The following is a 23,508-nucleotide window of genomic DNA, read 5'->3' as shown; positions in this document are numbered from 1 at the left end:
TGGGACACGGGTGGTGGACTCACAGGCGAGGAGGGTACTCGCTGCGGTCAGTCTCGGGCGTAGATCTCGGTGATCGGCGGGCGGCTCCCGGTCGGCGGGATCTTCTCGGACTGCAGGGCGAAGCTCATCACGTCCTTGAAGACCGGTGCGGCCGCATCGCCACCATAGTGGCTGCCCCGCTTCGGGGCCTGCAGGACCACCTGCACGACCAGCCGCGGATCGTCGGCCGGGGCGAACCCGGCGAACGACGCGGTGTAGCCGCCGCCGTCGTAGCACCCGCAGCGCGGGTTGACGATCTCGGCGGTGCCGGTCTTGCCCGCGACGCGGTATCCCTTGATCTGGGCCTTCGGGGCGGTGCCCTCCTTCGTCGTGACGCCCTCCAGCATGTCGCTGATCTGCCGGGCGGTCGTGGCGCTGATGACCTGCCTGCGCTGCGGCGCGGGCGCGGGCGTGAACCTGTCGTGCTCGCCGACGGTGCCCGCGACGAGGTTCGGCGCGACGCGGACGCCGCCGTTGGCGATCGTCGCGTACACGCTCGCCATCTGCACCGCGTTCACCGAGACCGTCTGCCCGAACGCGATCGGGTAGCGGTCGGTGCCCGACCACCTGGCCGGCGATTCCAGCAGGCCGGGCGTCTCACCCGGCAGCGGCAGGCCGGTCTTCTGGCCGAACCCGAAGTCGCGCAGCGTCTGGTAGAGCTGCTGCGAGGTGATGCTCTCGCTGGCCATGATGGTGCCGACGTTGCTGGACTTGGCCAGCACACCGGCGAACGTGAGCGGCTCGGGCGCGTGGTCGTGCGAGTCGTGGAACACGACGTCGTACTTCTTGATCTTGTCGGGGACGGTGTAGGGCGTCTTCGGCGTCACGCCGCCGTGCTGCATGACGGCGGCGGCCGTGACGACCTTGCCGGTGCTGCCCGGCTCGTAGGCGTCCTGCACCAGCGGGCTGCCCCACCGGGACCGGTCGGACGCGGCGTAGCGGTTCGGGTCGAACCCGGGCGCCGAGGCCATGGCGAGGAGCCGGCCGGTGCGCGGGTCCATGACGATCACGCTGCCGCTCTCCGCCCCGGTGGCCCTGACCTGCTTCTCGATCGCCGCCTGCGCCTTGAACTGCAGGTCGCGCTGCAGCGTCAGGCGGACGCCGCTGCCGGGCACGGACGGGCGCTTCTGGTCCTCGCCCATGGGGATGTGCTGGCCCTCGGGGCTGATCTCCACCCGCTGCCAGCCCGCCTTGCCGGCGAGGACGTCGTTCAGCGAGCTCTCCAGGCCGGCCGCGCCCTTCCCCGTGTCGTTCACGAACCCTATGACGCTGGCGGCCAGCGAATCGTTGGGATACTCCCGGCGATATTCCGGCAAAGTCCCGATGCCGAGGAAGTTCCACGAGCTGACCAGCCGCGCCTGGTCCGGGCGGACCCCGTGCGCCAGGTACACGAACTTGGTGTCCCGCTTGCTGATCTGCTTCATCAGGCTCGCGGGGTTCAGCCCGAGCGTCGGGGCCAGCGCATTGACGATCGGCTGCCGCTTCTCCGGTTCGATCAGCGACGGGTCGGCGAAGATCGCCCGCGCCTCCACGGTCATCGCGAGAGGGTTGCCCTGCGCGTCGGTGATGTCGCCGCGGACGGCGGGCAGCTTGATCTCCCGCATCCGCTGGAGCATCGCCTCCTCGGTGTACTTGCCGGACTCGATCGTCTGGAGCTGCACGAGCCGCCCCGCGAACAGCGACAGCACGAACGCGACGACGAGCAGCCCGACGTTCAGCCGCTTGAGCGGGTCGCGCCGGTGGAACGGGACGCGGGGCCGCGGCGGCCGGCCGGGCGGCCGCCCGGAGCCCCCGCCGGGGCGCGGGCCGCGCGGGCCTCCACCGCCCGTCTTCGGCCTGGTGCCCTCGCCGCCGCGCGCCGTGCGGCCGGTACCGCCCTTCCCGGACGTGCTCTTGGCGGGCGCCTTCTTCTGCGCCTGCCGGGCGGACGCTCCGGCCGTCCCCGAGCGCTGGGTCTCCGCGCGGGGGGCGGGGACCGTGCCGCTGCGCGCGGGACGGCGGGCGGCGCCGCCCTTCTTGCCCGGCCGTCCCGCGCCGTCGGCTCGCCCGCCGGGCGGGCGCGGTGTGCCCCCGGTCTGACGCCCGGACGCGCGCGCCGCGCCCGGGCCGTTCTTGTCGTCCCGCCCGGCCGCGCCGCGCGGACCGCGCCCGTCCGAGCCGCGTTTCCGGCCGGGCGGCGGCCCGGCGGTCCCGCGTCCCGGCCCTTTCGTCACCGTGTCCCCCGCTCCCCTGTGTGCTCGCGCCCGCTCACGGCGCCCCGTGCCCGCGCCCGCCGCCGTTCCCGGTCGGGCCGGCTGCTCCCGCCGGGCGCCGTGGCGCCGTTGCCGGGCCCGCCGGCGGTGGCGGCGGGCGGGACCCCGTCGCCGGGCACCACGGTGCCGGGGACGCCGAGGACGCCCGCCGCGCCGGCCGACGCGGCCGCCGCGTGCGGGACGGGACGGATCCTCCCGCCGTTCGCCCGGCCGGTGTCGGTGGAGAAGAAGGCCGGGTCCTCGCCCTGCTTCATGCCGAGCGCCTCCGCCTTGTTCGACAGCTGCTGCGGGGAGCCCTCCCGGGCGATCTCCTCCTCGTAGGCCTGGCGCTGCTGGTCGAGCTGCTTGTTGCTCTGCTGCAGCCGCGTCAGGGTGAACGCGTCCTTGGCCAGGACGGTGTTGAGCAGCAGCAGGCTCACCAGGGCGCCGCCGAGCAGCCCGACGATGAGCAGGACGAACGGCGCACGCGGCGGCGCCTGGGCGGCGCGGCGCGACGTGCCCGGCTTCGCGCTCTTCGCGGACGAGGCCTTCCCCGCCGTCTTGGCCGTCGTCTTCGCCGCCGTCGCCTTCGTCTTCGCCGGTGCGCTCTTCGGCGGTGCGGGCCGGACGGACGGAGTCTCCTTGCCCGGGGCCTCGGCCGGTGCGGCGGTGGCGTCCGGGCGCTCCGGGGTCCGCCTCTTCGGCGCCTTGGTCGGCGGACGCCTGCTCGTCGTGGTCATGTCGCCTCCCGGACCCGCTCCGCGGCGCGCATCCGCACCGATCCGGCCCGTGGGTTGGTCGTGGTCTCCTCGTCGGACGGCAGCTCCGCCCCGCGCGTCAGGAGCCGGAACCTCGGCTCGTGCGCGGGCAGCGGGACGGGCAGGTCCGGCGGGGTGGTGTCGGCCGCCTGGGCGGCGAGGACCTGCTTGGTGATGCGGTCCTCAAGGGAGTGGTAGGACAGGACGGCGACCCGGCCGCCGACCGGGAGCGCGTCCAGGGCGGCGGGCAGCGCCCGCCGCCAGATGTCGAGCTCCCCGTTCACCTCGATGCGCAGCGCCTGGAAGGTGCGCTTGGCCGGGTTGCCGCCGGTGCGGCGGGTCGCGGCCGGGATCGAGGTGCGCACCAGGTCGGCGAGGCGCCGGGTGGACCGCAGCGGGGCGCGCTCGCGCTCCCGGACGATCGCGGAGGCGATGCGCTGGGCGAACCGCTCCTCCCCGTACTCGCGCAGGATGCGGGCGAGCTCGGCGGCGGGGTAGCCGTTGACGACCTCCTCCGCGGTGAGGCTCTGGGTGCGGTCCATCCGCATGTCGAGCGGCGCGTCGTAGGAGTAGGCGAAGCCGCGGCCCGACTCGTCCAGTTGCGGGGAGGACACCCCGAGGTCGAACAGGACGGCGTCCACGGCGGGGACGCCGAGCCGGCGCAGCACCGCGGGGATCTCGTCGTAGACGGCGTGCTCCAGCGTCACGCGGTCGCCGAACGGCGCGAGCCTGCGCGCGGAGCGCTCCAGCGCGGTCGTGTCGCGGTCGAGGCCGATCAGGCGCAGCTCCGGGACGGCCCGCAGCATCGCCTCGGCGTGACCGCCCATGCCGAGCGTGGCGTCGAGGTACACGGGCGCACGGCCGGTGACCGCCTCGGCGGCGGGGATGAGAAGTTCGAGGACGCGGCCGAGCATGACCGGCACGTGGCCGCTCTCCGGCCCGTGGCCCCCGGTCGTGCGGTCGCCGCCTGCGGACGCGTGGTTCCCCACGTCCATGCTTCACCCCCTGTACTGCCACCTCGCTCGCGGACTGTGTGGCATCGCCGGACCGGACCGCCCCTGCCCCCGGCGGCGGCCTCGCCCGGCCAGGTCCCCATCCGCTGCCCTAGGGAAGATCACCGCGTTGTCCGCGGGGGGTCGCCGTCTGGCACCGGGGAAGCTGCGCCAGCTGGCTCGGAGAGCGGCTGGAGACCTGGCCGAACGTGGGCCATAGCCGGTCAACGGACCGACGAGTCGTTTCTCAGAGGATCCCTGGCAACACCTCCTCCGAGACGTCGGAGAACGTCTGCTCCTCCTGCTCCAGGTAGGTCTCCCAGGCCGCGGCGTCCCAGATCTCCAGACGCGTGTTGGCCCCGATGACCGTGCAGTCGCGGGTGAGCCCCGCGTACTTGCGCAGCGGCGGAGGAATCGTGACGCGGCCCTGCTTGTCGGGTACCTCGTCGGACGCGCTGGCGAAGAAGACCCGGCTGTAGCCCCGCACCGCCTTCTCGGTGACCGGAGCGGCACGCAGAGCCTCGGTAATCCGCTGGAACTCCGCCATGGGGAAGACGTACAGGCAGCGTTCCTGGCCCTTCGTGATCACCAATCCCCCCGACAGCTCCTCGCGGTACTTCGCCGGCAGGAACAGTCGTCCCTTGTCGTCGAGGCGCGGTGAGTGGGTGCCGAGGAACACCGGCCCCACCTCCCGTGCCGCGTGAGGTGCTACCGCCCCCCACGGCGCCCCACTCTACTCCACTCTTCCCCACCGTCAACAAGAAAAACACCGTCCACGCGCCGTTTTCCCGAGCAAAACCGCAGGTCAACAGGGGTGGTGCCGAGTGGAGCCCAGGGGCGCCCGCCCCGCGTGCCGGACTCCCCGGCAAGACGCGTCAGGCCGGTTCCACGGGGGATCACATGGGCGGTGGAGCGAAGTGGAGTGCTCCGGCCGGACCTCGCCGGTGCTCACCGTGGAGCACAATTGGCTCGCGTTCCACATGAACATCGCGGTGTGCGTTCCGACGACGTACTGTCGGTTGGGACGGCTGAGGAGGGTTTGGTGGCAGTAGGCACGCACGGCGAGTCGTTCATGGAGACCGACCCCCCGGCATCCCACCCGGCCCGGCAAGGCGCCAGGGAGCACGACGCGGTGGACGGCGGGCTCGACGGGCTCGCCAAGGTCGCGAACAAGATCCGCGGCGCGGTGGAGTCGGTGATCGAGGGCAAGCCCTCGGTGGTGCGGCTAGCACTGACGGTGCTGCTGGCGGAGGGGCACCTGCTGATCGAGGACGTGCCCGGGGTCGGCAAGACGATGCTCGCGAAAGCGCTCGCACGCTCGGTCGACTGCTCGGTGCGGCGCGTCCAGTTCACCCCCGACCTGCTGCCCAGCGACATCACCGGGGTCAGCGCCTACAACCAGGAACTGCGCGAGTTCGAGTTCAAGCCGGGGCCGGTTTTCGCCAACATCGTGGTCGGCGACGAGATCAACCGGGCGTCCCCGAAGACGCAGTCCGCGCTGCTGGAGTGCATGGAGGAACGCCAGGTCACGGTGGACGGCACCACCTACTTGCTGGAGCCTCCGTTCATGGTGATCTCCACCCAGAACCCGGTGGAGATGGAGGGCACCTACCCGCTGCCCGAGGCGCAGCGCGACCGGTTCACCGCCCGCATCTCGATGGGCTACCCGGACCCCGCCGCCGAGCTGGAGATGCTCGACACGCACGGAGAGACGTCCCCGCTCGACCGGCTCACCCCGGTCGCGCACGCCGCCGACGTCCGCGAGCTCATCGAGGTGGTGCGGCGCCAGCACGTCTCGCCCGCGGTGCGGCAGTACGCGATCGACCTCGTCGGCGCCACCCGGAGGCATCCGGAGCTGCGGCTCGGCGCCTCCCCGCGGGCGACCCTGCACCTGGTGCGGGCCGCGCGGGCGTACGCGGCGCTCGACGACCGCGACTACGTCGTCCCCGACGACGTCCAGGACCTCGCCGTCCCCGTCCTCGCGCACCGGCTGCTGCCGACCGCCGAGGCGCAGGTGGAGCGGCGCCGTCCCGAGCAGGTCGTCGCCGACCTGGTGAAGCGCCTGCCGGTGCCCTCCCCCGGGAAGTGAGCGGTGCGACGAGCGCTGGCCGGCCTGACCACCCGCGGGCGGTCCTTCGTGGCCGCCGGGACGACCGCGATCGTCTGCGCGGTCGTGCTCGGCGAGCGCGACCTGCTGCGCGCCGGGGTGCTCGTGCTGGTGCTGCCGCTGCTGTGCACGCTCGCGGTGTCGCGGACCCGCTACCGGCTGGCGTGCGCGCGGCGGCTGGAGCCGGCGCGGCTGCCGGTCGGCCACGAGGCACGCGTCGACCTGCGGCTGGAGAACGTGTCGCGGCTGCCGAGCGGGCTGCTGATGGTGGAGGACCGGGTCCCCTACGCGCTCGGCGGGCGGGCGCGGTTCGTGCTGGAGCGGATCGAGTCGCACGGCACCCGTGAGCTGGGGTACCGGATCCGCTCGGACGTGCGCGGCCGCTACCGGGTGGGGCCGCTGACGGTCCGGCTCGCCGACCCGTTCGGCATGGTGGAGCTGGTCCGCTCGTTCAGCCTGTCCGACACGCTCACGGTGACGCCCGCGATCGTCCCGCTGCCGCCGAGCCGGCTGTCGGGCGCGTGGACGGGCGGCGGCGACAGCATCGCACGCGCACTCTCCGCCGCGGGCGAGGACGACGTCGCGCCGCGCGACTACCGGCACGGCGACGACCTGCGCCGCGTGCACTGGCGGTCCACCGCCCGGCGCGGCGAGCTGATGGTGCGGCGCGAGGAGCAGCACTTCCAGAGCAGCGGGACCCTGTTCCTCGACACCCGCCGCTCCGCGCACTGGGGCGACGGGCCGGCCGGGTCCTTCGAGCAGGCCGTGTCGGCGACCGCGTCGATCGGCGTGCACCTCGTCCGGACGGGGATGAGCCTGCGCTACGTCACCGACGCCGGGGAGGCGCTGCCGGCCGCGCCGTCCGAGGGGGCGTTCGAGGGGCTGCTGCTCGACGCGCTGGCCGTGGCCCGCAGGTCCAAGGCCGGAACGCTGTCGGCGGGACTCGCCGCGCTGCACGGCGCCCACAACCGGGGCCGGGAGGGCAACGGGCTGGTCATCGCGGTGTTCGGCGTGCTGTCGGAGGAGGAGGCCCGCACGGTGGCCGCGGCGCGCCGCGGCGGCGGCACCTGCGTGGCGGTGCTGGTCCAGGGCGGGACCGGGCCGGAGACGGCGAACGCCGGAACGAACGCCACGAAGACGGCCGAGGAGACGGCCGCGGGGCTGCTGCGCGCGGGCGGCTGGCGGGTGGTGACCGTCCGGTCCGCCGCCGACCTGGCCGGCGCGTGGAGGCAGGCCGGCAAGGCCGGCGAGAACTTCGTCAGGGACGGCTCATGAGGATCCGGATGACGGTGATGGCCGGGCTGGCGACGCTCGCCGGCTCGCTCGGCCTGTACCCGCTGTTCGAGAAGGCCGGATGGTTCTGGGCGGGGTTCGGCGCGGTGCTGGCCGTGTCCGGCGGCGGGCTGCTGGCCCGGCGGCTGCGGATGCCCGCGCTGGTCGGCCTCCTGTTCGGGCTGGCGTCCCTGCTGCTCTACCTCAACCTGGTCTACGCCGCCGACGAGGCGTGGCTGGTGTTCATCCCCTCTCCCGAGTCGGTGCGCCACCTCGGCGAGCTCGCGGACGAGGGCTGGCGGGCGGCCAACCGGTACGCCGCGCCGGTCCCGCTCGTCCCGGGCATCGCGATGCTGGCCGCCGCCGGCATCGGCCTGGTCGCCGTCCTGGTCGACCTGCTGGCCGTCCGGCTGCGCCGCACCGCGCCCGCCGGGCTGCCGCTGCTGGCCATGTACAGCGTGCCCGCGGCCGTCCGCGAGGACGGCGTCGGCTGGCTCGCGTTCGGTGTCGGCGCGGTCGGCTTCCTCGCCCTGCTCATGGCCGACGCCCGCGAGCGGGTCGGCGGCTGGGGCCGGACGGTGACCACGCGGCGCCGCCCGCGGGAGGTCCCGATGGCCGGCGCCGCACCGGCGCCCGGGGACTACGCCGAGCCGCCGGACGCCTCGGCGCTGGCGGCGAGCGGCCGCCGGATCGCGGCGGGCGCCGTCGCCGTCGCCGTGCTGCTGCCGGCGGCGATCCCCGGCCTGCACCCGCGCGGCGTGTTCGGGCTGGGCGGCGGCTCCGGCCGGGGCACCCAGACGGTGACGACGCCCGACCCGCTGGTCAGCCTGAAACGGGAACTGACCCGGCTGGACGACTCGGTCGTCCTCACCTACAAGACCGACGACCCGGAGAGCCCCGGCTACCTGCGCCTCTACTCCCTCGACCGGTTCGACGGCGACCGGTGGACCTACAGCCCGCTGAAGAGCAGCTCCAGGGACCGCCTGTCGGACGAGCGCACGCTGCCCTCGCCGCCTGGGCTGACGGTCGCGCCCGTGCACGAGGTGACGACCAGGGTGCACGTGCGGCCCGAGGTCCGGAACATGACCTTCCTTCCGGTGCCGTACGCCCCGTCCCAGGTGTCGATCAAGGGCGACTGGCGGGTGCACGACCAGTCGCTGATGATCTACTCGCTGCGCGACTCCGCGGGCGGCCGCTCCTACACCGTGAAGAGCCTGCTCGCGGAGCCGACCGCCGGGCAGCTCGCCGGGGCCGGCGCCTCCCCGGCCGAGATCGTCTCGCACTACACGGCGGTGCCGAGGAACGTCCCGCAGCAGGTCCGGAACCTGGCCGCGACCGTCACCGCCGGGTCGGCGAGCGCGCTCTCCCAGGCGGTGAAGCTGCAGCGCTGGTTCACCCTGACCGGCGGGTTCAGCTACGACCTGACCGCGCCAGCGCCGCAGCGCGGCAGCGACCTCGTCGACTTCCTCCTGCACAGCAAGCGCGGCTACTGCGAGCAGTACGCCGCCGCGATGGCGCTGATGGCGCGCATCCTCGGCATCCCGTCCCGGGTGGCGATGGGGTACACGCCGGGCAGCGAGGTCAAGCCCGGCGAGTGGGTCGTCCGGTCACAGGACGCGCACGCCTGGCCGGAACTGTACTTCGAGGGCTCGGGATGGGTGCGGTTCGAGCCCACCCCCGCCGGCGCCGGCGGGCAGGGCACCGCCGTCGCGCCCGGATACAGCCGTCCCGCGGTCAGCACCGGCGGCGGGCCGGAGAGCGAGGTCGCGCCGGAACCGGACTCCTCGTCCCCCGCCGACGCCGCGACCGCCACGCCCACCGGGCCCCGGCACCGCAACGACGAGGGCGCGGGCGGCGCCGCCGGCGCGCAGGACGAGGGCTCGGGCGGGTCTTCCGCGGCGCCCTGGCTCGCGGGCGCCCTGCTGACGCTGCTGCTGATGGGCGTGCCGATGGCGCTGCGGATGGTCACCCGGCGGCGCCGCTGGGCGGCCCTGACGCCCCCGCCCGCCCCGGCGGCGGGGGCGCCGCCGCGGACCCGCGCGCCCGACCCGGCCGGTGCGGCGCACGCCGCGTGGCGGGAGATGCACGCCGACGCGCTCGACCACGGGCTCGAATGGCGGGCCAGCGACTCCCCGCGCGCCACCGCCCGCCGCCTCGGCGAGCTGCTCGAACTGGACGCGGCGGGCGCGCAGGCCCTCACCCGCATCGCCCGCGCCGAGGAACTGGCCCGCTACTCCAGGACCCGCTCCGCCGAGCCGCCGGAGCGGCTGCGCGCCGACGTCCGGACCGTCCGGGAGGCGTTCGCCTCGTCCGTGGGGCGCCGGGCACGCTGGCGGGCCCGGCTGCTCCCGCCGTCGACCGTCGCGCAGACGGGCTCCGCGCTCCGCACGGCCCTGGACCGCGCCCTCGACCTCACCGCCCGCCTGAACGAGCTCCCGGCCCGCCTCCGCCGCCGATAGGCGCACGCCCCCGGACACACGTTCGCCCCGGCCCCGCGCTCGACCACGCAAGGCCGGGACGGTCAACGCCCTGCCGGCCTGGGGGACGACCCCCAGGCCCCCGAAAAGGCAGACTGAGCGTCGTCCTGCTCAGTCGCCCTCGGTGCGGCGGCGCCAGCGTTCTTCCATGCGCTCCATGAAGCCCGCCTTGGCGGGGCGGGCCTGGCGCCCTCCGCCGCGTGCGGGCTCGTTGCCGATGCCGGTCATCCGCTTCCAGCTCGTCAGCGCCCAGACGCAGCAGACGACCATCAGCAGGAAACCGGTCACGCTGACGGCGATGGTGACCGTGCCCTCGTTGATCACAAGACCGGCCATCAGGGCGCACACGCCCACGACGAACCCGAAGGCCGCCTTGACGATCCGGCGCTTGTAGTGGACCTGGGGGTTGGTCGAGCGAACCGCGTGAGCGAACTTCGGATCCTCGGCGTACAACGCCGATTCGATCTGTTCGAGCATGCGCTGCTCGTGCTCAGAGAGCGGCACGGCACCTCCCAACGACAGCTCCGCTACGGGGTATCCGATGCGGGACGCGAACGTCAACGGTGATATGCCCAGAATACGAGCACTGTCGAGCGTACGAAAGCGAACGGCCCCCCGAGGGCTCGGTGCCGGTCACCCCACAGCCATCTTTCATTGTCCTCTGCCCCTGCCGTCCCGTCCGTCACCATCCGCCGCACGCCTGACGAGCGCGGCGGGTCGCACCGCGCCGCGGCCGAACCGGTGCGCGACCTGGTCCATGGCTTGCTCGGCCTCACGCCAGCCGTTGTCCGGCTCGTCGAAGGCGAGCTGACGGGGGGCCTCGCCGGCGGGGCTCAGGTTCTCGACCCGCACCCCGACCAGACGGAGTCGTACCCGTTCCAGCCCGGCCGCCTCGTACAGCTCGCGGGCTGTGATATAGATCACACGAGCGAGATCGGTCGGCTCGCTCAGCGTGCGCGCCCGCGTGATCGTCTTGAAGTTCGCCATCCGCAGTTTGACGCTCACCGTCCGTCCGGCGTTCCCGCTCTCCCGCAGCCGCGCGCCGACCTTCTCCGCCAGCCGCAGCAGTTCCCGCCGGATGACCTCCGGGTCGTCGATGTCGGTGTCGAAGGTCTCCTCGGCGCCGATGCTCTTGTCGGGGGTGTGCGGGTCGACCTCCCGGGGGTCGCGTCCCCACGCCAGTGCGTGCAGGTGCGCTCCGAGCGCGTTGCCGAGCTCGCGCTGGAGGGTGTCCGGCGGGACCTGGGCGAGCTGCCCGACCGTCCGCAGGCCGAGCCTGGTGAGCGTCTGCTCCGTCCGCTCCCCGACGCCCCAGAGGGCCGCGACGGGCAGCGGGTGCAGGAAGTCGACCACGCCGTCGGCGGGCACGACGAGCAGCCCGTCCGGCTTGCACCGGGTCGAGGCCAGTTTCGCGACGAACTTGGTGCTCGCGACGCCCACCGAGCAGGTGATGCCCTGCTGGTCGCGGACCTGGTCGCGGATCAGCTGCGCGATCACGGCGGGACGGCCGAGCCGCCGTCGCGCGCCCGCCACGTCCAGGAACGCCTCGTCCAGGGAGAGGCCCTCCACCAGCGGGGTGACGGAGCGGAAGATCTCGAAGACGGCCGCGGACACGCGGGAGTACTTGCCGTGGTCCGGCGGCAGGACGACCGCCTGCGGGCACAGCCGCCGCGCCCGCGTCATCGGCATCGCCGAGTGCACGCCGAACCCGCGGGCCTCGTAGGACGCCGCGGACACCACCCCGCGCGGCCCGGCGCCGCCCACGACGACGGGACGCCCCCGCAGCTCGGGACGTTCGAGCAGCTCGACGCTGACGAAGAACGCGTCCATGTCCACGTGCAGGATGCCGCAGCCGGTGTCGTCCGCGGGCGGGCCCGGCTGCGGCCCCGGCCGGTGCAGCTGCTGCTTGCGGCTCACGCGGCCTCCTCGCCTGGCGGCTCGGAGGCTGCCTCGCCTGGCGGCTCGGCCATGCGTGGGCTTCGCTGCTGCGCTCTCTGGTTCGCTCCGCTCACGGGCGCACTATCCGGCCGGTTTGTCGGCCACCAGGTGCAGCTGGGTGGCGAGGTCGCGCAGGACGGGGTGGACGGCCGCCACCGACTCCAGCGCGATCAGCGCGTCGGCGGAGTCGGCGTCGCCGTCCGGCAGGCCGCTCGGCACGAGGTCGGCGAAGATCCGGACGCCGTGCAGCTCGGCGACCCGCAGGCCCGCGCCGCCCACCAGCGCCGACAGCGTCTCGCGGGTGAACCGGCGGGGCATCCGGTCGCCCTCGCCCCACCGTCCGGCCGGGTCGGTCAGCACCCGCCGGGCGTCGTCGAAGTGCCCGGACACGGCGCGGTGCAGCGCGGCGGCGACCTGCCCGGCCACCAGCACGCTGACCGAGCCGCCCGGGCGGACGGTGCCGGTCAGCGCCGCCATCGCCGCGCCCGGCTCGTCGACGTACTCCAGGACGCTGTGGCACAGCACGAGGTCGGCGGCGTCCCGGCCCAGCAGGTCGGGCAGGTCGACGGCGTCGCCCTGCATCGCGCGGACCCGCACCCCGGACTCGGCGGCGCGGCGCTCCAGCGCGGCCAGCGCGTCCGGGTTGGAGTCGATCACGGTGACGCGGTGCCCCAGCTCGGCGAGCGGGACCGCGAACCCGCCGGTGCCGCCGCCGACGTCCACCACATCGATCTGGCCGGCCTCGGGGGTGATCCGGCCGAGGACCGTGCGCAGGGCGTCCCACAGAACCGCGCTGCGCACCCGGCTGCCGCCCCGCACCCGCTTCTGTTGCCGGCCGGTCACGGCCACTCCCCTAACGTCGCTCATCGCCGTCCAGCCTAGCCGCCCGCCGTCCCCGGCCGGGGGCTGGACGAGGATGCCGGTGCTAGAGGGTGAGAGACGGCTTGAGCTGCTGGAGCCGGGCCAGCAGGCCGTTGACGAAGCGCGGGGACTCGTCGGTGGACAGTTCGGTGGCGAGGCCGACCGCCTCGCTGACCGCGACGGCGTCGGGGACGTCGTCCACCCACAGCAGCTCGAACGCGCCCATCCGCAGGACGTTTCGGTCGACGACGGGCATCCGCTCCAGGGTCCACCCCGTCGCGTAGGTGGCGAGCAGCTCGTCGATGCGCTCCCGGTGCTCCTGGACGCCCTCGATCAGCCGGACGGCGTGCGGGTACTCGGCCAGCTCGTCCTGGTTGGGGCGGCCCCGCCCGGCGAGCACCGCCGTCGGCTGCTCCTCCCGCAGCTCCGCCGCGAACAGGATGTCCAGCGCGAGCTTCCGTGCCTTGGTGCGTGCGCTCAATGCCTCGCTCCGCTCGGCGGCTCGCCGCCTTTTTCGCGCGCCGCCGCCATCAGGCGCGGCCGAGGTAGTCGCCGGAGCGGGTGTCGACCTTGACCTTCTCGCCGGTGGTGATGAACAGCGGGACCTGGACCTGCGCGCCGGTCTCCACGGTGGCGGGCTTGCTGCCGCCGGTGGAGCGGTCGCCCTGCAGGCCGGGCTCGGTCTCGGTGATCTCCAGCACGACGGCGGCGGGCAGCTCGACGTACAGCGGGTTCTCGTCGTTGAACGCGATCACGGCGTTCTGCTCGGGGAGCAGGTAGTTCGCGGCGTCGCCGACGACGGTCTCCGGGATGTGCGGCTGGTCGTAGGTCTCGGTGTCCATGAAGACGAAGTCCTCGCCCTCGCGGTAGAGGTACTGCATCTCCCGCTTGTCGACGCTGGCCACGTCGACCTTGGTGCCGGCGTTGAAGGTCTTGTCGACGACCTTCCCGGACAGCACGTTCTTGAGCTTGGTGCGGACGAACGCGCCGCCCTTGCCGGGCTTGACGTGCTGGAACTCAAGGACGGTCCACAGCTGGCCGTCGAGGTTCAGCGTCATGCCGTTCTTCAGGTCGTTCGTCGTCGCCACTGCGTTGTTCTCCCGGTCGCGAACCCGCGCGCCCTAAAGGACGAGCAGGTCTTTCGTCGTTGTGGTGAGGAGCTCCGGCCCGTCCGCGCGGACGACGACCGTGTCCTCGATGCGGACTCCGCCCCGGCCCGCGAGGTAGACCCCCGGCTCCGCCGTGATGGGAACCCGATCCGTCAGTTTACCGGTCTTGTCGTACCCCATGAGCGGCGCTTCGTGGATCTCCAGGCCGACGCCGTGCCCGAGGCCGTGGGTGAACGCCTCGCCGTGCCCGGCCGCCGCGATGACGTCGCGGGCCGCGGCGTCGACGTCCTTCGTCTCGGCCCCGGGGAGGGCGGCGTCCAGCCCGGCCCGCTGCGCCCGGTGGACGAGGTCGTAGAGGTCCCGCTGCCAGCCGGCGGGCTCGCCGATCGCGACGGTGCGGGTCATGTCGGCGTGGTAGCCGTCGTAGAGGGCGCCGAAGTCCATGGTGACGAGGTCGCCGCGTTCCAGCTCGCGGCCGCCGGGGTGGTGGTGCGGGACGGCGCCGTTCGGCCCCGAGGCGATGATCGACGCGAAGGCGGGGCGTTCGGCGCCGAAGTCGACCATGGCCCGTTCGAGCGCGATCGCCACGGCCCGCTCGGTGACCCCGGCGCGGATCTCCGGGAGGACGGCCTCGAACGCGCGGTCGGTGATGGCGCAGGCCTCCCGCAGAAGGGCGATCTCCTCCTCGTCCTTGACCATGCGGAGTTCCTCGACGAGGTGGCCGAGCGGCGACAGCCCGGTCTCGGCGTCGTCGAGGAGGGCGGTGTGCTGCTCGACGGTCATGTCGTGCGCCTCGAAGCCGACCCGGCGGTGGCCGTCTTCGGCCGCCCGCTTCACGAGCGCGCCGGCCACCTGCCGGTCGACGACGACGGGCAGCTCCGGGCAGACCTGCGCGGCCATCCCGGCGTACCGCCCGTCGGTCGCGAGCACGGCCTGCCCGTCGGCCGGGACGAGCAGCGCGGCCCGGGAGCTGTCCAGGCCGGTCAGGTAGCGGACGTTGACGAGCCGGGTCACCAGCAGTGCGCCGGCGCCGCGGTCCGCGACGAGCGCGGCCAGCCGGCGGCGCCGTGCGATGTGCGTCTCCCCCATGGCCCGACTCTAGATCATCGTTCCCGGACGCCGTCTCAACGGGATCACAGAACATGAAGAACCCTCGACTTTTCCCTGAGGCCCGGCCTAGCGTGGCCGGTCGTGTGCTCCGTCCGTCCCCCCGCATGGACTTCCCCCGGGAGTGATTCACCTTGACCCGAGTCAGCCGCCGCAGACTGCTCGGCACGGGCGCCCTCACCGCCGCCGGAGCCGTCGTCTCCGCGGCCGCGGCCCCGTCCGCCGCCGCCCGCACCGCCCCCCTGAGCACCGACGTGGTGATCGTCGGGGCCGGCCTGTCCGGTCTCACCGCCGCCCGCGACCTCGTGGCGGCAGGCCGGTCCGTGCTCGTCTTAGAGGCGCGGGAGCGGCCGGGCGGGCGCGTGTACGGGATGCCGCTCGGCGACGGCACCACCAACGAGGGCGGCGCCGAGTTCATCGGCCCGACGCAGGACCGCATCGCCGCGCTCGCCAAGGACATGGGCGTCGACACCTACCCCACCTACAACGAGGGCAAGAACGTCTACTACCGCAACGGCCAGCGGTCCCTGTACGCGACCGACGGCATCCTCGGCGCCGTCCCGCCGGACTGGGGCGTGGTCGACCTGGAGGTCGCGCTGCTGAGGCTCGGCGGCATGATCAAGGACGTGCCGGTCGGCGAGCCGTGGAAGGCGGCGAAGGCCGAGGAGTGGGACGCGCAGACGTTCCACACCTGGTCGCGGGCCAACACGCTGAGCGGCGGCGCGCGGTTCCTGATGGACGCGTTCGCCTCCTCGACCCTGTCGATGCGCTCGCAGGAGATCTCGCTGCTCTACCTGCTGAACTACGCGGCCTCGGCGGGAAACGAGAGCACCCCGGGGACGATCGACCGGCTGATCAACACCAAGGGCGGCGCGCAGGAGTCCCGGTTCACCGGCGGCTCGCAGGAGGTGCCGATCCGGCTGGCCGCCAAGCTCGGCGACGTCGTCCGCTACAACGCGCCGGTGCGGTCCATCGTCACCGGTTCGGGCGGTGTCACGGTCACCGCGGACGGTGTCACGGTGTCGGCCAGGCGCGTCATCGTCGCGATGTCCCCCGCGATCGCCGGCAAGATCGACTACTCGCCGGCGCTGCCCGCGAGCAGGGCGCAGCTCATGCAGCGCTACCCGATGGGCTCGATCGCCAAGTTCGTCGCCGTCTACGACACGCCCTTCTGGCGCGCGGACGGCCTGACCGGGCAGGCGGTCGCCGACAGCGGCGCGATCGACGCGACGTTCGACAACAGCCCGCCGGACGGATCGCGCGGCATCCTGATGGGCTTCATGAACCAGGCCAACATCCGCAAGCTGGACGCCGCGTCCGCGGACGACGTCAGGGCGGCGGGCCTCGCCTCGTTCGCCAAGCTGTTCGGCGACAAGGCGGCGAGCCCGAAGCTGACGGCTTTCCAGCGCTGGGACAACGAGACGTGGAGCGGCGGCGGCCCGGTCGGCGTGGCCCCGCCCGGCGCGCTGACCGCGTTCGGCCCGGCGCTGCGGGCGGCGTGCGGCCCGATCCACTGGGCCGGCACGGAGACGTCCGACTACTGGACGGGCTACATGGACGGCGCGGTCCGCTCCGGGGAGCGCGTCGCCAAGGAGGTGGGCGCGGCGCTCTGACACCACCCTCCCGGAGCCGTTCCCGCACGGTTCCACCGGCCGCGAAAAGTAAGGATCAAGTGGCGATCCGGCCGGCGGAACCGTGCATCTCATCCAAGGACAGGGATGGACGACGGAACGGGTTCCGATGGTGCGGTACGGGAAGCGGTCGGACTGGGCCTCCGCGGCGCTGCCGGCGGTCGGCGCGCCCCTGGCCGGGCTCGCGCTCGTCGTCGGCCAGGCCGCCCTGAACGCGAACGGCCCGTCGGCGCTGGCGGACAACTGGGCGGGCACCGCGCTGCTCTTCGTGATGATGATGGCCGGGTACGCCGTGATGGTCTTCACGCAGCTGCGCTACGAGAACATCCTGGTGTTCTTCGGCGCGTTCTTCCTGCTGTTCCTCGGGGTGACCTTCATCGCCAACGCGGTGTCGGATCAGGCGCTGCACGAGCGCGGCCGGACCACGGCGTGCACGGTGAAGAAGGTCGACAGGCGCGAGGTCACCAGCACCGACAGCGAGGGGCACACGACCACGGACGTCTACTACGACCACGAGCTGGCCTGTGCCGAGCCGCGGGTGCGGGAGATGACCACCGGCTCCCCGGTGGCGGAGCGAGGCGGCCGCGTCCAGGTCATGTACGACCCGCTCGGCCGCCTCGACCCGCGTCCCGCCGGCTCGGTGGGCGATCCGGGCACCTCCCTGAAGCGGGGAGCCGCCATGTTCGGGGGCGGAGTCCTGCTTCGCGTGCTGTTCGAGCTGAACGTCCCGCCGTTCGGCTCCGGGTCGGGACTGGGGCTCGGCGCCCTGCGCCGCAGGTGGCGGGCACGCCGGGCGCGGCGGTCCCTCAGAGACCGGCGGTCATCTCCTTGACCTTCTCGATCAGGGCGAGGCGGCCCTTGTGGTCGCCCGCGATCGGGGTCACGTTGAGCGTGGTGACGCCGGACTCCTTCATGGCGGCGAGCCGTTCGCGGACGTGGCCCTCGGAGCCGATGAGGGACATCTTCTCCAGCAGCTCTTGGGGGACCTTGGCGGCGGCCTCGTCCTTCTTGCCGTCCAGGTACAGGTCCTGGATCTCCTCGGCCTCCTTCTCGAAGCCGTAGCGGCGGGCGAGGTCGTTGTAGAAGTTCTTGCCCTTGGCGCCCATGCCGCCGATGTAGAGCGCGGCCATCGGGCGCCCGAACTCCAGGAAGCCCTGGACGTCGTCGCCGATGGCGAGGGGGGACTGCCCGACCACGTCCAGCTCGCCGAGCGCCGGGTCGCGCTTGGCCTTGCCCGCGGCGAGGGAGGGACCCCAGACGTCCTTCGCCTTCTCCGGCATGTAGAAGATGGGCTCCCAGCCGTTGGCGATCTCCGCGGTCAGCTCGACGTTCTTCGGGCCGATCGCGGCGACCAGGACCGGGATGTCGGCCCGCACCGGATGGTTGATGAGCTTGAGCGCCTTGCCGAGGCCGGTGCCCTGGCCCTCCGGCAGCGGCAGCTTGTAGTGCCGGCCGTCGTGCTGCACCCGCTCGCGCCGCCACACCTTGCGGCAGATCTCGATGATCTCCCGGGTGCGGCCGAGCGGCGCGGTGTAGGGGACGCCGTGGAAGCCCTCGATGACCTGCGGGCCGGACGCGCCGATGCCGAGCGTGAACCGCCCGTCCGAGACGTAGTCCAGGCCCGCGGCGGTCTGCGCGATCGCGGTCGGGGTGCGCGAGTAGATGTTGAGGATGCCGGAGGCGATCTCCACCCGCTCGGTCCTGGCGGCGATGTAGCCCATCTGGCTCACCGCGTCGAAGCTGTACGCCTCCGCGACATAGACGATGTCGAGGCCGGCCTTCTCGTAGTCGGCCAGCTCCTCGACGGTCTCCTTGAAACCGCCCGAGTAGCTGAGCGCCATCCCGATGCGCATCGGCATCCTCCCTAACCGAATCCGATTCCAGTCGAACGTAACCTACTCCGCCGCGCCGCACCGCGCCGCGGTCAGGGCAGGGCGGGACCGCGCAGCGCGTCGAGCGCCGGCCGGTACAGGCCGGTGCGGATCTTCGCGACGGTCCCGCCGTCCTTGCCCGCCAGCGCCGCCGCCGCCTCGACGGCGGCGGGCAGGACCTCCTCCTCGGCGGCGGTCCGCTGGACGATCCCGGCGGCGCGCGCCTCCTCCGCGGTGTAGCGGCGGCCGGTGAGCATCGCCTCGTGCGCGGTGGCCTTCGGCAGGCGTCCCGTGATGAGCGCGTTCATCCCGGGCGTGAAGCTCATCCCGAGATCGACCTCGGGCAGGCAGAAGTAGCCCCGGTCCGTCCGCATGACGGCGACGTCGTGGCAGAGGGCGAGCATCCCGCCGCCCGCGAACGCGTGCCCGTTCAGCGCCGCGACGGTGGGCATCGGCAGTTCCAGGACGCGCGCGAACAGCCCGTGGACGCGCCGCAGGTACTCCTCGAACCGGTCCTGGTTGGCGCCGAGCCAGTCCAGGTCGAGGCCGTTGGAGTAGAACTTGCCGGTGCCCACGGTGACCAGGGCGCCGGGCCCGTCGTTCTTGGCCACGGTGTCGAGCGCCCCCTCGACCGCGCCGAGGAAGTCCGGACCGAACCGGTTCTCACCGGCGTCGAACCGCAGGACGTACACGTCTCCGTCACGCTGGAGGTCGATCACGTGGCTCTCCTTCATCCGTGCCTGACCGAACCCTACTCGGGAGTAGCCGCCGGGGAGACCATGCAGGTGGTCGTGCCGTGGGCGACCAGCTTTCCGTCGGCGTTGACGATGCGGCCCTCGGCCGTCGCGACCTTGCGTCCGACGTGGACCGTCGTCCCCTCGCACACCAGACGGCCGCCCTCCAGCGGCACCGCCCGGACGAAGTTCACCTTCAGCTCCAGCGTGGTGTAGCTCGCCCCCGCGGGCAGCGAGGTGTGGACCGCGCAGGCCATCGCCGAGTCGAGCAGCGTGGACATGATGCCGCCGTGCACGGTGCCGAGCGGATTGCTGAAATCGGACCGCGGAGTGAGGGCGAACACCACCCGCCCGGGCTCCAGTGTCTCGGCCGTCATGCCGAGCAGGGCGCCGATGCCGTAGCCCTTCTCCACGCCCATGTTGAGCAGATCCTTCAGCTGCTCCAGGCCCGCCGTGGTCTCCATGCGCGCTCCCAGTCGGTATGACGTCCGTCATAACAAGCTTTTTCCATGACGCTCGTCATGGTCAACGCGACGACCGTATGATGAATGTCATAATCGGTCCATGGGGACGGACAGCCGGGAACGCATGGTGCGCAGCGCCGCCTACCTCTTCCGCGAGCGCGGCTACAGCGGCACCGGGTTCCGCGACGTGATCGCGCACAGCGGCGCCCCGCGCGGGTCGATCTACCACCACTTCCCGGAGGGCAAGGCGCAGCTCGCCGAGGAGGCCGTCCGCTACGCCGGGGAGTTCCTCAACGCCGGCATCCTCGCCGCCACCGAGGGCGGCGACGCCGCGTCCGCGGTCGACGCCTTCGTCGGCTGGTGGCGCCAGGTCCTGATCAAGAGCGAGTTCCGGGCCGGCTGCCCCATCGTCGCCGTCACCATCGAGTCCCACGACGAGGCCCCGCAGCTGGCCGCGGCGGCCGCGGCGGCGTTCGGCCGCTGGCAGGACACCCTCGCCACCGGCCTCGGCAACGCCGGGGTCCCCGACGACCGCGCCGCCCGCCTGGCCCGCCTCATCGTCGCCGCCGTGGAGGGCGCCACGATCCTCTGCCGCGCCCACCGCGACGTCGCCCCGCTCGACGACGTCGTCGCCGAGCTCAAGGACATGGCGAGGAAGGCGGCCGAGGAGGACTGACGGGGCCGCGGCGGGGTCAGGCGGTCCGCTGCTCGGCGATCAGTTCGGCGATGGCCTGGAGGGCCAGGACGTAGGACATCGTGCCGAAGCCGGCGATGGTGCCGGTCGCCACGCCGGCGACGACGGAGGTGTGGCGGAACTCCTCGCGGGCCGCCGGATTGGTGATGTGGACCTCGACGAGCGGGGCGGTGCGCTGGGCCAGCGCGTCGCGGAGCGCGTAGGAGTAGTGGGTGAAGGCGGCCGGGTTGAGCACCATCGGGATGCGCTCGTCGGCGGCCTCGTGCACCCAGCGCATCATCTCGGCCTCGTCGTCGGTCTGCCGGACCTCGACGCTCAGGTCCAGGCGGCGGCCGGCGTCGCGGCACAGGGCGGCGAGGTCGTCGAAGCTGGTCGTCCCGTACTTGTCGGGCTCGCGCACGCCGAGCCGCCGCAGATTGGGCCCGTTCAGAACGAGAACGCGGGTCACCGGTTGACCTCCCGGTATGCCGCGGCGAGCAGTTGCTCGTCCGGGCCTTCGAGGCGGCCGGGCTCGGCGACGCCGTCCAGGACGACGAACCGGAGCGTCGCGCCGCGCGACTTCTTGTCGATGGTCATCGTGGCGCGCAGCCCGGCCCAGTCCGCGGCGTAGGAGACCGGGAGGCCGACGGAGGCGAGGACGTCGCGGTGCCGCCGGACGACCTCGGCGGGCAGGCGGCCGGCGAGGCGGGCCAGCTCGGCGGCGTAGACCATGCCGATCGCGACGGCGTGGCCATGGCGGAACCGGTACTCCTCGGCCTTCTCGATGGCGTGCGCGAGGGTGTGCCCGTAGTTGAGGATCTCGCGGAGCCCGCCCTCCCTGAGGTCGGCGGACACCACGTCGGCCTTGACCTGGATCGCGCGTTCGACCAGCTCGCGGGTGTGCGGGCCGTCCGGGGACGCGGCGCCCTTCGGGTCGTCCTCGACCAGTTCGAGGATCTTCGGGTCCGCGATGAACCCGGCCTTGATGATCTCCGCGAGGCCGCTGACGTAGTCCTCGCGCGGCATCGTCATCAGCGTGGCGAGGTCGCACAGCACGCCGGCGGGCGGGTGGAACGCGCCGACGAGGTTCTTGCCCTCGGGGATGTTGATGCCGGTCTTGCCGCCGACGGCCGCGTCCACCATGCCGAGCAGCGTGGTCGGCACCAGCACGGCGCGCACGCCGCGCAGCCAGGACGCCGCCGCGAACCCGGCGAGGTCGGTGGTCGCGCCGCCGCCGACGCCGACGACGGCGTCCGTCCGGGTCATGCCGGACCGGGCGAAGGACGACCAGAGCCCGGCGAGGACGCCGGCCTCCTTCGCGGCCTCGCCGTCCGGGACGGGCAGCGCGGTGACCGTGTACCCGGCCTGTTCGAGCACCCGGCAGACGGGGCGGGCGATCTCCGGCAGCCCCTCGGCATGGACGACGGCGACGGTGCGGGCCCGGTCGCCGACCATGGCGGGCAGCTCGCCGAGCACGCCCGTGCCGATGACGACGTCGTACGGGTCGGCGCCGCCGACGTGCACCCGCGCCTGCGTCACCGCGGGCTCCCCAGGGCCTTCGCGATCTCCTCGACGATGTCGGCGGGCTCGCGGCCGTCGGTGTCGACGTGGACGGTGCCGAGCCGCTCGTAGATCGGGAGGCGCTCCTCCAGCAGCTTGCGCATCTGGCTGCGCGGGTTCAGCACGAGCAGCGGCCGCGCGGACGCCAGCCCGACCCGCTTGATCGCCTCCGACAGCCCGACCCGCAGATAGACGACGGCGTGCCCGGCGAGGAGTTCCCGGCTCTCCGGCGCGAGGACGGCGCCGCCGCCGAGCGCGACGACGCCCTCGTGTTCGGCTAGGGCCGCGGCGACCGCCGCGCCCTCCAGTTCGCGGAAGCGCTCCTCGCCGTCGTCGATGAAGATCTCGCCGATCGGCTTGCCCGCGACCCGCTCGACGTCGGCGTCGGTGTCGCGCAGCGCGACGCCGAGCCGTTCCGCCAGCGCGGTGCCGATCGTGGTCTTGCCCGAGCCCGGCGGCCCGATGATGACTGCCTTCGGTCGCATGGTCCCGTTCACTTGATCGTCAGGGAGGACAGGTAACCCCGCAGGTTGCGGGCGGTCTCCTCGGCGGAGTCGCCGCCGAACTTCTCCAGCGCCGCGTCCGCGAGGACGAGCGCGACCATCGCCTCGGCGACCACCCCGGCGGCGGGGACGGCGGTGACGTCGCTGCGCTGGTTGATCGCCTTGGCGGGTTCGCCGGTCTTCACGTCGATGGTGTCCAGCCGCCGCGGCACGGTGGAGATCGGCTTCATCGCGGCGCGGACCCGCAGCACCTCGCCGGTGGTCATGCCGCCCTCGACGCCGCCGGCCCGGTTCGTCCGGCGGCGGACGCCTTCGGGCGTCGCGTCGATCTCGTCGTGCGCCCCGGACCCGGGACGGCGCGCGGTGGTGAACCCGTCGCCGAGCTCCACGCCCTTGATCGCCTGGATGCCCATCAGGATCCCGGCGAGCCGGGAGTCGAGCCGGCGGTCCCAGTGGACGTGGCTGCCGAGACCGGCCGGCAGCCCGTAGGCGAGGACCTCCACGACACCGCCGAGGGTGTCGCCGGCCTTCTTGGTCTCGTCGATGTGCGCGACCATCTTCGCGGACGCCTCGTCGTCGAAGCAGCGCACCGGGCTCTCGTCAACGCGGGCGAGGTCGCCGGGCCCGGGCAGGACGCCGTCGGGCGCCCCGACCTCGCCGAGCGCGATCACGTGGCTGAGGACGTCCACGCCGAGGGCCTGCTCGAGGAACGCCTTGGCGACCGTGCCGAGCGCGACGCGGGCCGCGGTCTCCCGCGCGCTCGCGCGCTCCAGCACGGGCCGGGCGTCGTCGAACCCGTACTTCTGCATGCCGACGAGGTCGGCGTGCCCGGGCCGCGGCTGCGACAGGGGGGCGTTCCGCGCCTGGGCGGCGAGGACGTCGGCGTCCACGGGGTCGGCCGACATGACCGTCTCCCACTTGGGCCACTCGGTGTTGCCGACCTCGATCGCGACCGGCCCGCCGAGCGTCACCCCGTGCCGGACGCCGCCGAGGATCGTCACCTTGTCCTGCTCGAACTTCATCCGGGCGCCCCGCCCGTGGCCGAGCCGGCGGCGGCGCAGTTCCTCGGCGATGTCCCCCGAGGTCACGCGCACACCGGCCGGCAGCCCCTCCACGATCGCGGTGAGGGCCGGGCCATGGGACTCCCCCGCGGTCAACCAGCGCAGCATGCCAACGATCCT

General features: G+C 73.4%; 23 protein-coding genes. 6 read left to right on the top strand and 17 right to left on the bottom strand.

Features of this window, described 5'->3' with window-relative positions; translation table 11 throughout:
- Positions 1 to 47 precede the first annotated feature (47 nt).
- The 4 genes from ACQPZP_RS16270 to mraZ form a co-directional block, all read right to left on the bottom strand.
- Entirely contained in the window at positions 48 to 2,252 is a 2,205-nt protein-coding gene (locus ACQPZP_RS16270) for a penicillin-binding transpeptidase domain-containing protein (RefSeq protein WP_433478448.1), read from the bottom strand.
- Complete coding sequence (locus tag ACQPZP_RS16265) at positions 2,249 to 3,010, bottom strand: hypothetical protein (RefSeq protein ID WP_433478447.1); 762 nt, start codon at positions 3,008 to 3,010, stop codon at positions 2,249 to 2,251. The genes ACQPZP_RS16270 and ACQPZP_RS16265 overlap by 4 nt, the downstream gene beginning before the upstream one ends.
- Positions 3,007 to 4,023, bottom strand: coding sequence for a 16S rRNA (cytosine(1402)-N(4))-methyltransferase RsmH (rsmH, locus tag ACQPZP_RS16260; protein WP_433478446.1), 1,017 nt, complete (start codon positions 4,021 to 4,023; stop codon positions 3,007 to 3,009). The genes ACQPZP_RS16265 and rsmH overlap by 4 nt, the downstream gene beginning before the upstream one ends.
- A 244-nt stretch (positions 4,024 to 4,267) precedes the next feature.
- Positions 4,268 to 4,699, bottom strand: a complete 432-nt coding sequence (gene mraZ / locus ACQPZP_RS16255) for a division/cell wall cluster transcriptional repressor MraZ (RefSeq protein ID WP_433468604.1) — start codon at positions 4,697 to 4,699, stop codon at positions 4,268 to 4,270.
- A gap of 393 nt (positions 4,700 to 5,092) precedes the next feature.
- Between mraZ and ACQPZP_RS16250 the strand changes: the two genes are divergently transcribed.
- The 3 genes from ACQPZP_RS16250 to ACQPZP_RS16240 are packed head-to-tail and all read left to right on the top strand — an operon-like array spanning position 5,093 to position 9,858.
- The gene (locus ACQPZP_RS16250; protein WP_433479619.1) at positions 5,093 to 6,109 is read left to right on the top strand and encodes an AAA family ATPase; all 1,017 of its coding nucleotides are present in this window, start codon (positions 5,093 to 5,095) and stop codon (positions 6,107 to 6,109) included.
- 3 nt (positions 6,110 to 6,112) lie between these two features.
- Positions 6,113 to 7,402 (top strand): DUF58 domain-containing protein, encoded by a 1,290-nt coding sequence (locus ACQPZP_RS16245; RefSeq protein WP_433478445.1) that lies wholly within the window; start codon positions 6,113 to 6,115, stop codon positions 7,400 to 7,402.
- Entirely contained in the window at positions 7,399 to 9,858 is a 2,460-nt protein-coding gene (locus ACQPZP_RS16240) for a transglutaminase TgpA family protein (protein WP_433478444.1), read from the top strand. The genes ACQPZP_RS16245 and ACQPZP_RS16240 overlap by 4 nt, the downstream gene beginning before the upstream one ends.
- Positions 9,859 to 9,987: 129 nt before the next feature.
- On the opposite strand, the gene ACQPZP_RS16235 is transcribed toward ACQPZP_RS16240, so the two are convergent.
- The 6 genes from ACQPZP_RS16235 to ACQPZP_RS16210 form a co-directional block, all read right to left on the bottom strand.
- Entirely contained in the window at positions 9,988 to 10,380 is a 393-nt protein-coding gene (locus ACQPZP_RS16235) for a DUF3040 domain-containing protein (RefSeq protein WP_433468601.1), read from the bottom strand.
- Positions 10,381 to 10,527: 147 nt separating this feature from the next.
- Positions 10,528 to 11,793 carry a DNA polymerase IV gene (locus ACQPZP_RS16230; RefSeq protein WP_433478443.1) on the bottom strand — a complete coding sequence of 422 codons (1,266 nt, stop codon included), beginning with the start codon at positions 11,791 to 11,793 and terminating at the stop codon, positions 10,528 to 10,530.
- Between the two features lie 102 nt (positions 11,794 to 11,895).
- The gene (locus tag ACQPZP_RS16225) at positions 11,896 to 12,681 is read right to left on the bottom strand and encodes a methyltransferase domain-containing protein (protein WP_433478442.1); all 786 of its coding nucleotides are present in this window, start codon (positions 12,679 to 12,681) and stop codon (positions 11,896 to 11,898) included.
- 58 nt (positions 12,682 to 12,739) lie between these two features.
- Positions 12,740 to 13,156, bottom strand: a complete 417-nt coding sequence (nusB, locus tag ACQPZP_RS16220) for a transcription antitermination factor NusB (protein ID WP_433478441.1) — start codon at positions 13,154 to 13,156, stop codon at positions 12,740 to 12,742.
- Positions 13,157 to 13,205: 49 nt separating this feature from the next.
- Positions 13,206 to 13,763: an elongation factor P gene (gene efp / locus ACQPZP_RS16215; protein WP_433478440.1), complete on the bottom strand. Its 558-nt coding sequence runs from the start codon at positions 13,761 to 13,763 to the stop codon at positions 13,206 to 13,208.
- A 33-nt stretch (positions 13,764 to 13,796) separates the two neighbouring features.
- Entirely contained in the window at positions 13,797 to 14,873 is a 1,077-nt protein-coding gene (locus ACQPZP_RS16210) for a M24 family metallopeptidase (RefSeq protein ID WP_433478439.1), read from the bottom strand.
- 152 nt (positions 14,874 to 15,025) lie between these two features.
- Here ACQPZP_RS16210 and ACQPZP_RS16205 point away from each other — a divergent pair, with 152 nt between their 5' ends.
- Positions 15,026 to 16,504 (top strand): flavin monoamine oxidase family protein, encoded by a 1,479-nt coding sequence (locus ACQPZP_RS16205; protein WP_433478438.1) that lies wholly within the window; start codon positions 15,026 to 15,028, stop codon positions 16,502 to 16,504.
- Positions 16,505 to 16,631: 127 nt separating this feature from the next.
- Entirely contained in the window at positions 16,632 to 17,354 is a 723-nt protein-coding gene (locus ACQPZP_RS16200; RefSeq protein ID WP_433478437.1) for a hypothetical protein, read from the top strand.
- On the opposite strand, the gene ACQPZP_RS16195 is transcribed toward ACQPZP_RS16200, so the two are convergent.
- The 3 genes from ACQPZP_RS16195 to ACQPZP_RS16185 form a co-directional block, all read right to left on the bottom strand.
- Positions 17,329 to 18,375, bottom strand: a complete 1,047-nt coding sequence (locus tag ACQPZP_RS16195) for an LLM class F420-dependent oxidoreductase (protein ID WP_433478436.1) — start codon at positions 18,373 to 18,375, stop codon at positions 17,329 to 17,331. The genes ACQPZP_RS16200 and ACQPZP_RS16195 overlap by 26 nt on opposite strands.
- 71 nt (positions 18,376 to 18,446) lie before the next feature.
- Positions 18,447 to 19,112 (bottom strand): enoyl-CoA hydratase-related protein, encoded by a 666-nt coding sequence (locus ACQPZP_RS16190; RefSeq protein ID WP_433478435.1) that lies wholly within the window; start codon positions 19,110 to 19,112, stop codon positions 18,447 to 18,449.
- Between the two features lie 32 nt (positions 19,113 to 19,144).
- Positions 19,145 to 19,591, bottom strand: coding sequence for a PaaI family thioesterase (locus ACQPZP_RS16185; RefSeq protein WP_433478434.1), 447 nt, complete (start codon positions 19,589 to 19,591; stop codon positions 19,145 to 19,147).
- A gap of 100 nt (positions 19,592 to 19,691) precedes the next feature.
- Here ACQPZP_RS16185 and ACQPZP_RS16180 point away from each other — a divergent pair, with 100 nt between their 5' ends.
- Positions 19,692 to 20,267, top strand: a complete 576-nt coding sequence (locus ACQPZP_RS16180; RefSeq protein WP_433478433.1) for a TetR/AcrR family transcriptional regulator — start codon at positions 19,692 to 19,694, stop codon at positions 20,265 to 20,267.
- A 16-nt stretch (positions 20,268 to 20,283) separates the two neighbouring features.
- Here the strand turns inward: ACQPZP_RS16180 and aroQ are convergent, their stop codons facing one another.
- The 4 genes from aroQ to aroC are packed head-to-tail and all read right to left on the bottom strand — an operon-like array spanning position 20,284 to position 23,496.
- A complete protein-coding gene (gene aroQ, locus ACQPZP_RS16175; protein ID WP_433468589.1) occupies positions 20,284 to 20,733 on the bottom strand; it encodes a type II 3-dehydroquinate dehydratase in 450 nt (149 codons plus the stop codon).
- Positions 20,730 to 21,803 carry a 3-dehydroquinate synthase gene (gene aroB / locus ACQPZP_RS16170; RefSeq protein WP_433478432.1) on the bottom strand — a complete coding sequence of 358 codons (1,074 nt, stop codon included), beginning with the start codon at positions 21,801 to 21,803 and terminating at the stop codon, positions 20,730 to 20,732. The genes aroQ and aroB overlap by 4 nt, the downstream gene beginning before the upstream one ends.
- Positions 21,800 to 22,309 carry a shikimate kinase gene (locus ACQPZP_RS16165; protein WP_433478431.1) on the bottom strand — a complete coding sequence of 170 codons (510 nt, stop codon included), beginning with the start codon at positions 22,307 to 22,309 and terminating at the stop codon, positions 21,800 to 21,802. The genes aroB and ACQPZP_RS16165 overlap by 4 nt, the downstream gene beginning before the upstream one ends.
- A gap of 8 nt (positions 22,310 to 22,317) precedes the next feature.
- Entirely contained in the window at positions 22,318 to 23,496 is a 1,179-nt protein-coding gene (gene aroC, locus ACQPZP_RS16160; protein ID WP_433478430.1) for a chorismate synthase, read from the bottom strand.
- Positions 23,497 to 23,508: the final 12 nt, after the last annotated feature.

It is taken from the genome of Spirillospora sp. CA-142024 (assembly GCF_050942325.1).
Taxonomy (GTDB): Bacteria; Actinomycetota; Actinomycetes; order Streptosporangiales; family Streptosporangiaceae; genus Spirillospora.
This window is presented reverse-complemented; position numbering and strand designations above follow the sequence as displayed.

What these genes read in the sequence shown, in the direction of transcription:
- ACQPZP_RS16200 (WP_433478437.1), top strand. Translation starts at nt 16,632, where the DNA reads ATGGTGCGGTACGGGAAGCGGTCGGACTGGGCCTCCGCGGCGCTGCCG.
- ACQPZP_RS16265 (WP_433478447.1), bottom strand. Translation starts at nt 3,010, where the DNA reads ATGACCACGACGAGCAGGCGTCCGCCGACCAAGGCGCCGAAGAGGCGG.
- ACQPZP_RS16185 (WP_433478434.1), bottom strand. Translation starts at nt 19,591, where the DNA reads ATGGAGACCACGGCGGGCCTGGAGCAGCTGAAGGATCTGCTCAACATG.
- ACQPZP_RS16180 (WP_433478433.1), top strand. Translation starts at nt 19,692, where the DNA reads ATGGGGACGGACAGCCGGGAACGCATGGTGCGCAGCGCCGCCTACCTC.
- rsmH (WP_433478446.1), bottom strand. Translation starts at nt 4,023, where the DNA reads ATGGACGTGGGGAACCACGCGTCCGCAGGCGGCGACCGCACGACCGGG.
- ACQPZP_RS16165 (WP_433478431.1), bottom strand. Translation starts at nt 22,309, where the DNA reads ATGCGACCGAAGGCAGTCATCATCGGGCCGCCGGGCTCGGGCAAGACC.
- ACQPZP_RS16250 (WP_433479619.1), top strand. Translation starts at nt 5,093, where the DNA reads ATGGAGACCGACCCCCCGGCATCCCACCCGGCCCGGCAAGGCGCCAGG.
- ACQPZP_RS16225 (WP_433478442.1), bottom strand. Translation starts at nt 12,681, where the DNA reads ATGAGCGACGTTAGGGGAGTGGCCGTGACCGGCCGGCAACAGAAGCGG.
- ACQPZP_RS16210 (WP_433478439.1), bottom strand. Translation starts at nt 14,873, where the DNA reads ATGGGGGAGACGCACATCGCACGGCGCCGCCGGCTGGCCGCGCTCGTC.
- ACQPZP_RS16240 (WP_433478444.1), top strand. Translation starts at nt 7,399, where the DNA reads ATGAGGATCCGGATGACGGTGATGGCCGGGCTGGCGACGCTCGCCGGC.
- aroC (WP_433478430.1), bottom strand. Translation starts at nt 23,496, where the DNA reads ATGCTGCGCTGGTTGACCGCGGGGGAGTCCCATGGCCCGGCCCTCACC.
- ACQPZP_RS16195 (WP_433478436.1), bottom strand. Translation starts at nt 18,375, where the DNA reads ATGCGCATCGGGATGGCGCTCAGCTACTCGGGCGGTTTCAAGGAGACC.